10 protein-coding genes, 1 other RNA gene and 2 pseudogenes are annotated in these 9,931 nt (G+C 65.1%); 6 read left to right on the forward strand and 7 right to left on the reverse strand.

Translation table 11 applies throughout. The annotated features are described in order from the left end of the window. Positions 1-254 (forward strand): annotated as a pseudogene (locus WA702_RS10000) (phosphomannomutase/phosphoglucomutase); the annotation flags it as partial. Between the two features lie 58 nt (positions 255-312). Here WA702_RS10000 and WA702_RS10005 read toward each other — a convergent pair. The 5 genes from WA702_RS10005 to WA702_RS10025 all read right to left on the reverse strand — a co-directional run bounded on the left by WA702_RS10005 (position 313) and on the right by WA702_RS10025 (position 4,268). Then, positions 313-1,779, reverse strand: a complete 1,467-nt coding sequence (locus WA702_RS10005; RefSeq protein ID WP_425110363.1) for a methyl-accepting chemotaxis protein — start codon at positions 1,777-1,779, stop codon at positions 313-315. A gap of 16 nt (positions 1,780-1,795) precedes the next feature. Continuing rightward, positions 1,796-2,002 (reverse strand): hypothetical protein, encoded by a 207-nt coding sequence (locus tag WA702_RS10010; protein WP_425110364.1) that lies wholly within the window; start codon positions 2,000-2,002, stop codon positions 1,796-1,798. 212 nt (positions 2,003-2,214) lie between these two features. Next, positions 2,215-2,712 carry an Lrp/AsnC family transcriptional regulator gene (locus WA702_RS10015; RefSeq protein ID WP_425110365.1) on the reverse strand — a complete coding sequence of 166 codons (498 nt, stop codon included), beginning with the start codon at positions 2,710-2,712 and terminating at the stop codon, positions 2,215-2,217. 185 nt (positions 2,713-2,897) lie between these two features. Continuing rightward, positions 2,898-3,845 (reverse strand): NAD(+) diphosphatase, encoded by a 948-nt coding sequence (nudC, locus tag WA702_RS10020; RefSeq protein ID WP_425110366.1) that lies wholly within the window; start codon positions 3,843-3,845, stop codon positions 2,898-2,900. 3 nt (positions 3,846-3,848) lie between these two features. After that, the gene (locus WA702_RS10025) at positions 3,849-4,268 is read right to left on the reverse strand and encodes an HIT family protein (protein ID WP_425110367.1); all 420 of its coding nucleotides are present in this window, start codon (positions 4,266-4,268) and stop codon (positions 3,849-3,851) included. 221 nt (positions 4,269-4,489) lie between these two features. On the opposite strand from WA702_RS10025, the gene ffs reads away from it, so the two are divergent. The 5 genes from ffs (at position 4,490) to WA702_RS10050 (ending at position 8,002) form a co-directional block, all read left to right on the forward strand. Beyond that, positions 4,490-4,586: signal recognition particle sRNA small type (ffs, locus tag WA702_RS10030), an RNA gene on the forward strand. 140 nt (positions 4,587-4,726) lie between these two features. Continuing rightward, the gene (locus WA702_RS10035; protein WP_425110368.1) at positions 4,727-6,595 is read left to right on the forward strand and encodes a DNA polymerase III subunit gamma/tau; all 1,869 of its coding nucleotides are present in this window, start codon (positions 4,727-4,729) and stop codon (positions 6,593-6,595) included. Positions 6,596-6,608: 13 nt separating this feature from the next. After that, on the forward strand, positions 6,609-6,929 hold the full coding sequence (locus tag WA702_RS10040) for a YbaB/EbfC family nucleoid-associated protein (protein ID WP_425110369.1): 321 nt from the start codon (positions 6,609-6,611) through the stop codon (positions 6,927-6,929). Between the two features lie 30 nt (positions 6,930-6,959). Next, the gene (recR, locus tag WA702_RS10045; RefSeq protein ID WP_425110370.1) at positions 6,960-7,559 is read left to right on the forward strand and encodes a recombination mediator RecR; all 600 of its coding nucleotides are present in this window, start codon (positions 6,960-6,962) and stop codon (positions 7,557-7,559) included. Between the two features lie 23 nt (positions 7,560-7,582). After that, the gene (locus WA702_RS10050; RefSeq protein ID WP_425110371.1) at positions 7,583-8,002 is read left to right on the forward strand and encodes a hypothetical protein; all 420 of its coding nucleotides are present in this window, start codon (positions 7,583-7,585) and stop codon (positions 8,000-8,002) included. Positions 8,003-8,177: 175 nt separating this feature from the next. On the opposite strand, the gene WA702_RS10055 is transcribed toward WA702_RS10050, so the two are convergent. Both WA702_RS10055 and WA702_RS10060 read right to left on the reverse strand, forming a co-directional pair. Continuing rightward, positions 8,178-9,551, reverse strand: coding sequence for an AmpG family muropeptide MFS transporter (locus WA702_RS10055; protein ID WP_425110372.1), 1,374 nt, complete (start codon positions 9,549-9,551; stop codon positions 8,178-8,180). A 129-nt stretch (positions 9,552-9,680) separates the two neighbouring features. After that, positions 9,681-9,931 (reverse strand): annotated as a pseudogene (locus WA702_RS10060) (DNA recombination protein RmuC); the annotation flags it as partial.

Here is a 9,931-nt window from a genome sequence, read left to right on the forward strand (position 1 = left end):
ATTTCGAGGCGCTGCAGAAGAGCGGCGGCAAGGTGGCCGGGCAGCCGATCCGGGATCTCGTCACCGTCAACGGTGTCCGCGTCACGGTGGCGGATGGCAGCTGGGGCCTGGTGCGGGCGTCGTCGAACAAGCCGGAACTGGTGGTGGTGGTCGAGAGCCCGGTGTCCGAGCAGCGCATGCGCGACATGTTCGAGGCGATGGATGCGGTGTTGCGCAGCCATCCCGAGGTCGGAGAATACAATCAGAAGATCTGAGCGCAAAAGACACGCCCATGCACGGGCGTGTCGAGCGCGGCTGTGCGAAGGCGACGCGTTACGCCGCCGTCAGCGAACTGAGGAACTGGCCCACTTCGGACTTCAGCCGCTCCGATTCGGATGACAGCCCGGTGGCGGCGCTATGCAGGCGGCCTGCAGCATTGCCGGTCTCGCCCGACGTGCGGGTGACGCTTTCCATGTTCGAGGAGACCTGCCGAGTGCCCTCGGCGGCCTGTTGCACATTGCCGGAGATCTCCCCGGTGGCCAGACCCTGCTGCTCGACCGCGGTCGCGATCTCCTTGGAAATCTCGTCGATCTCCGCAATGGTGCCGCCGATCGCCTGGATCGCATTGACGGCATCGCTGGTCGCGCTCTGAATGCTCTGGACCTGGCTCGAGATCTCCTCCGTCGCCTTGGCGGTCTGATTGGCCAGCGCCTTCACCTCGCTTGCGACCACCGCAAAGCCCCTGCCGTGCTCGCCGGCGCGTGCGGCCTCGATGGTGGCGTTGAGCGCGAGCAAGTTGGTCTGGCTGGCAATGGTCTGAATCAGCGTCACGACCTCGCCGATCTTGTGGGTGCCGGCGGCCAGCCCCTCGACCACGGTATTGGTGCGGCGCGCTTCGTCGGCGGCCTTGGCGGCGATCTGCGCAGAGCGCGTCACCTGCTGGGAGATGTTCTGGATCGAGGCGGTCAGCTCCTCGGTCGCGGCCGCCACCGTCTCGACATTGGTCGAGGCCTGCAGCGAGGCACTGGCGGCGGACGAGGTCTGCATCGCGGTATCCGAACTGCTCTTGCTCATCGATGCCGAGAGGTTCTGCATCTCGCTGGCGGCCACCGCGACCGCCTCGACGATGCCGCCGATCTTGCGCTCGAACCCGACAGCGAGATTGCGGCGTGCAAGGTCGCGTTCTTGCTTGGCGCGCTCCTCGGCCTCCGCCTGCGCGGCATTGGCTCGCGCTTCCGCGGCGTTTGCGGCTTCGGCCTCGACCGTCTTGTGGGCGGCGGTATCGAAGGCCTGTGTCAATTTCAGCCCGAGCCCCATCAGCACGCCGGCCTCGATCACCAGAATGACCGCATGCAGTACGACACGGCCGAGATCGGTGCCGCCAGGATAGATCGCGGCCGGGAAAACGAAATTCAGCGCGAGATGATGCAAGGCGACCGCGATCGTGCCGGCCAGCACCGGCCGATAGTCGCAATAAGCGACCAGGCAGGCCAGCGCTGCGAAGAAGTACATGTGCATGTCGAGCTGCCAGGCATGTCCGGACATCTGGTAGACCAGCACCGAGACACCGCCCATCAGCGCGACCGCGACGGTCAGTTGCGTCGACAGCGCGTCGCCGACGCTGCGCCAGGAGAAGGTGGCGGCAAGCGCCAGCGCGGCCATCAGCACCGTCGGGATCAGCCAGTCGCCGCGCGCCAGCCCGATGCCGAGCGCAAGCGGAACGTGAATCCAGAGCGCCGTCAGCAGCAGCTTGCTGGTGGTATGGCGAAGGCTGGCCAGATCGTTGGTCTCGACGGTCATTCCGGATCCCTCGGTGTCATCGCGAAAAGCAGGCGGCGATCGCCTGCGGATCGATGGCGAACCAGGCGCCGGCGTGGCGCAACCGCGCCAAGCCGTCGGTCTGGTCGGGACGCACCACGAGCAACGACGGCACGGCCGTCGTTCGCACGATCGCGGCATCGGCGGAGCCGGCAGCCAGCATCGATTGCTGCTCGCTCCACCATGGTGGGAAAACCACGGCCACGATTTCGCTCCCGGGGCGGACCTGCAGCGACAGCGCCGCTACCGCGATAAAGCTCGCGAGCAGCAGCAGGGAAGCGTTCAGCCAAGCGAGCCGGGACGAAGGTAAAATTGAACCCTGCGCCATCTCAGCCTAGAGTAGGCCTAACGGAACTAACTTCGCGTAAAGACGCACCACAGAGTGACCACGGGCGGCAGCGGGGAAGCGCCGCAACATCACACCGGCGGGACCGGCAGCGCGGTCACGGATTTGATCTTCTCCATGGCGAACCGCGAGGTGACGTTCTTGAGCGGCACCGCGCTGATCAGCTTCTTGTAGAAGACGTCGTAACTCTGCATGTCCGCGACCACGACGCGCAGCATGTAATCGACGTCGCCGGCCATCCGGTAGAACTCCATCACCTCCGGCATGGCGCTGACCGCCTCGGCGAATTTCTTCAGCCAGGCATCCGAATGGTCGGCGCTCTCCACCGACACGAACACGCTGATGCCGAGCCCGATCTTGTTCTGGTCGACCAGCGCGACGCGGCGCAGGATGACCCCGTCGGCCTCCAACCGCTGGATGCGCTTCCAGCACGGCGTTGACGACAGCCCCACCCGGTCGCCGATCTCGGCGACCGACAGCGAGGCATCCTCCTGCAGGACCATCAGAATCTTGCGATCGATGGCATCGAGCCGGCGGTTCGGCTCCAGGGCGGCAGTGACATCGGTCATTTTGAAGAACTTTGTTCCACATGGGCGGCTGAAATCCGTCATATAGAGAATATTTTTTCAAAGCAAGCGAATCCAGCCGGGCGCGCACGGGCGCACAGGTTCGGGCGCACGAAAACTGCGTCATGTCAGCGAGTTATACGAGAACTTCCGTTCACTGCGACGCGGCGGGAAAAGGCGGTCGCTCCTTAACCTGCAGTTTCCGTCCCATGCAACCAGCGGCCGACTAGATGATGGGCGATGGCAAAGGGATGCGGGCCGGCGAGGCCGTTTGGATGTTGGCGCAGCAGCATCTGCCGCGCCTCGTCGCGGCTGAACCAGCGGGCATCCTCGAGCTCGGTGTGGTCGACCACGATGTCCTCGTTCAGCGCGCGGGCGTTGCAACCGATCATCAGCGAGGATGGATAAGGCCAGGGCTGCGTCATGTAATAGGTCACCTCAGCGCAGCGGATGCCGGATTCCTCAAAGATCTCGCGACGGACGGCGTCCTCGATGGTCTCGGCCGCCTCGACGAAACCGGCGAGGCAGGAATACATGCCGGGCGGAAACTGCTTCTGCCGGCCGAGCAGGCACTTGTCGCCTGATGCGACCAGGCTGATCACGACCGGATCCGTGCGCGGAAAGTGCTCGGTCTTGCAAGCAGGGCATTCGCGCTTCCAGCCGCCCTCGCGCATCGCGGTCTTTGTACCGCAACTGGCGCAGAAGCCGTGGCGCTGATGCCATGACACCATCGACTTCGCCATCGCGATGGTGCCGAGCTGCTCGGGTGGGACCGCGCCCTGCATCGCCATGCCGCGCAGCTCGGTCAAGGTGGTGTCGTCGCGGCCAGCGAGCGCCTCGGCCGCGGCTGGCGACATGCCCATGCCGAACACGGCTGCGCCGTCGCGCAGGCCGAGAAAGATCGTGCCGGGATTGGCGCCGGCCTTCAACGCCTCGTCGATGGTCAGCAGCGCCCGTACGCGGTCGCCCTCGCGCTTCACCAGCAGTGAATCGCGATAGAGCACATAGGCGCGGGTGGCAGGATGGCTTTCTAAGGCCATCAGTTTGTCGTCGTGGAAACGGAGATGCGCGGCGCGATCGATCGGATTGCTAACGAACGCCGGTTGCCCGAGCGGAAACAAATCGAATGGAGACATGCTTCAACCTAACCAGATCTTGCGGCGGATCGCGCTGATGAAATTTTGCACCTCCTCCGCATCATGCGCCAGAGGCTCGGCCACACCCCAGACCGGACGCGGCCAGGCGGCGTCGCTGGTCCGGCGCGCGATGACGTGGACGTGAAGCTGCGGCACCATGTTGCCGAGAGCTGCGACATTGAGCTTGTCGCATTTGGTGATCTCTTTGAGGGCACGCGACACGCGCGCAATCTCGGTCATCAATTGCGCCTGCGCGACTTCATCGAGATCGATGATCTCGACCGCGTTTTCACGCCGCGGCACCAGCAGCAGCCAGGGATAATTGGCGTCCCGGATCACCAGCACCCGGGACAGCGGCAGGTCGCCGATATCGATCGTGTCCTTCTTGAGCTGGGGATGCAGTGACCAGGCTGATTCGGGCATCGGTTCCCTGAGGCTCCTGAATTTCCACAATCAAAGCTCGTCATGTCCGGCCTTGTGCCGGGCATCCACGCCCTTGCTTCGCTGCGACATTAAGGGAGACGTGGATGGCCCGGACAAGCCCCGGCCATGACGCGCTATGCTTTTTTGATCTTCTTGCACAAGTCTCATGACCCGTCAGCCCCCGCTTGCTTTCCGAGCGGTTTGGCCCCAAATAGGGATCGGGAGATTGGCGGTGGACGAGCCACTCGCCAACCGGGTCAGGTCCGGAAGGAAGCAGCCCTAACGAGGTCCGGATCGGGTCGCTCGTCAGTCTCCTACCTGTTTTCTCGGGCGGATCGCGCAAATGTCGGCGGAGTGACCGCGCCAAAGCGCGGGTGCTCGATCGCCGCCCGGCGGATCGCCTCATGAGCTTGCGCGATCGACACCGGCCGAAGAGTCACTGAATTGCGGATCGATCGATGACCGACGCCGGCGTTCCTCCTGTTCTGCCTGACAGCGCCGCACAGGCCGGCCCCGATACCGCTCCCGCCTCCAAGCCGTACCGCGTGCTGGCGCGAAAATATCGCCCGTCCAGCTTTGAGGATCTGATCGGCCAGGACGCCGTGGTGCGCACCGTCTCGAACGCATTCGAGACCGGCCGCATCCCGCAGGCCTGGGTGTTGACCGGCGTGCGCGGTGTCGGCAAGACCACCACCGCCCGCATCCTCGCCCGCGCGCTGAATTATGAATTGCCCGATGGCTCGGTCAAGGGTCCGACCATCCACATGCCGGTGCTCGGCACCCAATGCCAGGCGATCATGGAAAGCCGGCACATGGACGTGCTGGAGATGGACGCCGCGTCGCATACCGGCGTCGATGATGTCCGCCAGATCAATGACAGCGTGCGCTATGCGCCGGCCAGCGCCCGCTACAAGGTCTATATCATCGACGAAGTCCATATGCTGTCGACGGCAGCGTTCAACGCCTTCCTGAAGACGCTGGAGGAGCCGCCGGAGCACGCTAAATTTGTATTCGCCACCACTGAAATTCGAAAAGTCCCGGTCACGGTGCTTTCGCGCTGCCAGCGCTTCGATCTGCGCCGCGTAGAAGCCGACGTGCTGATGAAGCATCTTGGCAATGTCGCGGCCAAGGAAGGCGTTGCCATCGAGCCCGAGGCCCTTGGCATCATCGCGCGCGCCGCCGAAGGCTCGGTGCGCGATTCGCTGTCGCTGCTCGACCAGGCGATCGCGCATGCGGCGGGCGAGGTGCGAGCCGATGCCGTGCGGCAGATGCTCGGTCTCGCCGACCGCACCCGCGTCATCGACCTGTTCCATCATCTGGCGACCGGCGATATCGCGGCCGCCTTCAACGAGTTCCGCGACCAATACGACACCGGCGCCGATCCGGTGGTGGTGCTGTCGGACCTTGCTGAATTCGTGAACTTCGTCACTCGGGTCAAGGCCGTCCCGGCCACTGCCGACAATGTCGCCTTCAGCGAGACCGAGCGGCTGCGGGCGCGGGATTTCGCCACCAAGCTGTCGATGCGGGTGCTGTCGCGGATGTGGCAGATGCTGCTGAAAGGTATCGCCGAGACGCAAGCTGCGACCCGGCCAGCGGCCGCCGCCGAAATGGTGATGGTGCGCATCGCCTATGCCGCTGACTTGCCGACGCCGGATGAGGCGATCCGGATGATCGAGCAGAATGGCGGCAACTCGCCCATCATGCCATCGAACGCCGCGCCGCGCGGCGCGTCGGGGCCCGCCATGTCATCGTCCGCTGTTGCATCGTCGATGATGGCCTCGTCGCCGGTGCGGCCGCAAGGACCGACGCTGGCTGCGATTGGCGGCGGCGCAATGCGGCCGCAGATGATGCCGGCGCAGCCGTCGCCGCAGAACCAACCGCCGGCGCTTCGCGTGGCAAGCTTTCCCGAGCTGGTCGCGCTCGCCGGCAAAAACCGCGACGTACTGATCAAGGGCGCGCTCGAGACCGATGTCCGCCTCGTCCGTTTCGAGGATGGCCGGATTGAGATCGCGCTGGAGCGCCATGCGCAGCGTTCGCTGGTCACCGATCTCGGGCGCAAGCTGGAGGAATGGACCGGCCGGCGCTGGACCGTGGTGGTGTCGAACGAGGCCGGGCAGCCGACCTTGCGCGAGCAGAACCTGCAGGCCAGGAACGAACGCGAGCGGATCGCGGAGGCCGATCCGCGCGTGCAGGAGGTGCTGGCACGCTTTCCTGGCACCAAGGTGGTCGAGGTGCGCAAGCTTGTCCCGGAGCCGCCGGAAGCTGAGATTAGTACTGCTGTCGAGCCCGTGGACGAGTCCGACAGCGACGATGATGAGACGTTTTGAGAGGACCTGAGCGATGGCTGATTTTCTCGGCATGATGAAGCAGGCCGCGCAGCTGCAGTCCAAGATGCAGGAGATGCAGGCGGAACTCGGCAATGTGGAAGTCGAGGGCACCTCGGGCGGCGGCCTTGTGGTAGTGCGCATGAGCGCGAAGATGGACGTGAAGGGCATCAAGATCGATCCGTCGCTGATCAAGCCCGAGGAAAGCGAGATCCTCGAGGACCTGCTGGTGACCGCGCTCAACGACGCGCGCCGCAAGGCGGAGGTCGCGATGCAGGAGAAGATGCAGGCGATCACCGGCAAGCTCGGCCTGCCGCCGGGATTCGGTTTCGGCTAGTTCGCATCGTGAAAGTGTTGGCTTGAAGCGATGGCCGTTGCCGGTCCCGAAATCGAACGCCTGATTCAGTTGCTGGCGCGCCTGCCCGGGCTCGGCCCGCGCTCGGCGCGGCGTGCCGCGCTGCATCTGATCAAGAAGCGCGAGGCGCTGATGACGCCGCTCACGTCAGCGCTGCAGGTTGCGATCGACCGCATCCAGGTCTGCAAGACCTGCGGCAATATCGACACGCAGAATCCCTGCACGGTCTGCACTGATCCGCGCCGCGACGATGCAATGATCGTGGTGGTCGCCGACGTCGCCGATCTCTGGGCGCTGGAGCGCGCCAAGGCGAGCAACGGCCGCTATCACGTGCTCGGCGGCACGCTGTCGCCGCTCGACGGCGTTGGCCCGCAGGACCTCACCATCGATGCGCTGGTGCAGCGCGCGCATGCGGCCGAGGTCAACGAGATCATCCTGGCTTTAAACGCGACGGTGGATGGCCAGACGACGGCGCATTACATCACCGACCTCCTGCAGGAGGCGAACGTCAAGATCACGCGGCTTGCGCATGGCGTGCCGGTTGGCGGTGAGCTCGACTATCTCGATGAAGGCACGCTGTCGGCCGCGATGCGGCAGCGGACCCTGTTCTGATCACACCACCTGGAAGTGACTCGATGACGAAACCTGGATTCGGCAAACGGCTGATTATGGGCGCGATTCTGCTGCTCGCGGCGGGCCCGCTGGCGCGGGCGCAGCAGGGCGACGCGCCGCAGAAGGCGGGCAAGCCGATCAATGCCGGCGACGTGCTGTCGGGCGAGCTCAGCGCGCTGCATCTGCGCGCGATGAAGCCGGGTGAGCAGGCCTATCAGATCACCACCGAGCCGCGCCGCCTGCCGCCGCCCGGCGGGCTGTGCAATCTCGAGACCGGGCCCGAGACGTTCCAGCTCATGACCGCGAACCACGCCCAGGCCGCGCTGCTCAAGGGCCTGCTCGGCAAGCAGATCGCGGTGAAGGTCGACGAGGTCTCCTGCGCACAGGAGACCACGGAGATCAGCGAAGCCGTGATCACCAAATGGAGCTTGGTGAAGCGGTAGCGCTTGGTCGGTATCGTCCCGGCGAACGCTGTCCCCGCATTTTCAGCTGTCATCGTCCGCGGAGGCGGACGATCCAGTACGCCGCGGCTTCTCGATTGATCAGGACTGCCTCTGGAAGACTGGGTCACCCGCTTTCGCGGGTGATGACAACCGAGAATGGGATGCCAGCGGAGAACTACACCCGCACCGGCCCGAGCTCATCAAAATGCCCGCGCCGCTGCAGCCAGCCGAGCAGCACGAGGCTCGGGATCGCGACGATCACGCAGATCATGAAGAAGGCCGGCCAGCCGACGGCCTTCGCCACGTAGCCTGCGCCTGATGAGAGATAGGTGCGGCCGACCGCGGCGAGCGCGGTCAGCAGCGCATATTGAGTCGCGGTGTGCAGCGGGTTTTGACACAGCGCGGAGAGATAGGCGACGAAGATCACCGTGCCGACAGCGCTGGTGAAGTTCTCCGCGCAGATGGCGAGCGCCAGCGCCCACTGATTGACGCCGACGATTGCAAGCCAGGAAAAGGACAGGTTGGCGAGCGCCTGCACCACGCCGCCGATCAGAAGACTTGTCGCGAGCGAATAGCGCCGCGCCACAAAGCCGCCGGCAAATCCACCAATCAAGGTCGCGGCAAGACCGACGCCTTTGACGATCGCGGCGTAATCGACCTTGCTGAAGCCGAGATCGATCACGAACGGCGCGGTCATCGTGCCCGAGAAGGCGTCGGTGAATTTGAACAGCACCACGAAGGCGAGCGCGGCGATGGCATCCTTACGGCCAAGGAATTCCGAGAATGCGCCGGAGGCGGCGTGGAGCACGCGGGTGAGCGCGGTCTCCGCGCTCATCTCGGCTTCCGCCTTGATCGACTGCGCAGGCTCGGTCGCGACCAGCGCGGTGATCGTGCCGATCAGCACCAGCACCGCCATCACGATATAGCCCCACATCCAGGCCGAGCTGCGCGGCACGCCGCCGCTTTCGAATGCGCTGACGATCACAAGCGCGCCCGCGGTGGAGACCAGCATGCCGATACGATACGCCGCGACGTAGCCGGCCATGCCGGCCGCCTGCTCGGCTTCCGGCAGGCTCTCGACACGGAAGGCGTCGACCACGATGTCCTGCGTGGACGAAGTTGCGGCCACCAACAGCGCCGCCAGCGCCACGAAGAACGGCGAGCGCGCCGGATCGGCCAGCGCCAGCAGCACGATCGCTCCGATCAGCAACAGTTGTGCGAACACCAGCCAGCCGCGGCGGCGCCCGAAGGCGCGGGTGAACAGCGGCACATGCAGCGCATCGACCAGCGGCGCCCAGAGGAATTTCAGCGTGTAGGGAGTCCCGACGAGAGCGAAAAGTCCGATGGTGCCGAGATCGACGCCGAGCTCGCGCATCCAGATTTGCAGCGTCGAGCCGGACAGCGCCAGCGGCAGGCCAGAGGCAAAGCCGAGGAACATCACGATCAAGACGCGCGGCTGCAGGTATACGGCCATGCTCTCGCGCCAGTTGGGGGCGGGGGAATCTTGCCGGGACGTTGCGGCGTGCGGCTTTGCTGAGGGCGCGGTCATGGGTACGGTGGTAACAGATTTACGCGAGAAAGGCTGCCACGGACGTTCTCGGAGAGGAGCGAGCGTTTGCCGCATCTCTCCGCTGTCATCGTCCGCGCAGGCGGACGATCCAGTACTAAGGGGTAGCAGCTACTCCCCCGCCTGCATCCGTCCCGCCAGCGGGTATAAATCCGGCGTCGCGCCCGGCGCCGCGACGATGCGTGGCGCTCCGGCCTGCGAATCCTGCTTGCCGAAATCGAGCTCCTCGATGCGGCCGGCGCGCTTCTCGATCTTGTCGGCGGAAATCAGAATCAGCCTGACATCCTCGTTGACGTCGCCGAAGTGCTTCTGCAGCTTCAGCACGCGCTCGCGCAGGCGGCCGAGGTCGTCGCCGAGATTGA

It is taken from the genome of Bradyrhizobium sp. (genome assembly GCF_049798375.1).
Classification (GTDB): Bacteria; Pseudomonadota; Alphaproteobacteria; order Rhizobiales; family Xanthobacteraceae; genus Bradyrhizobium.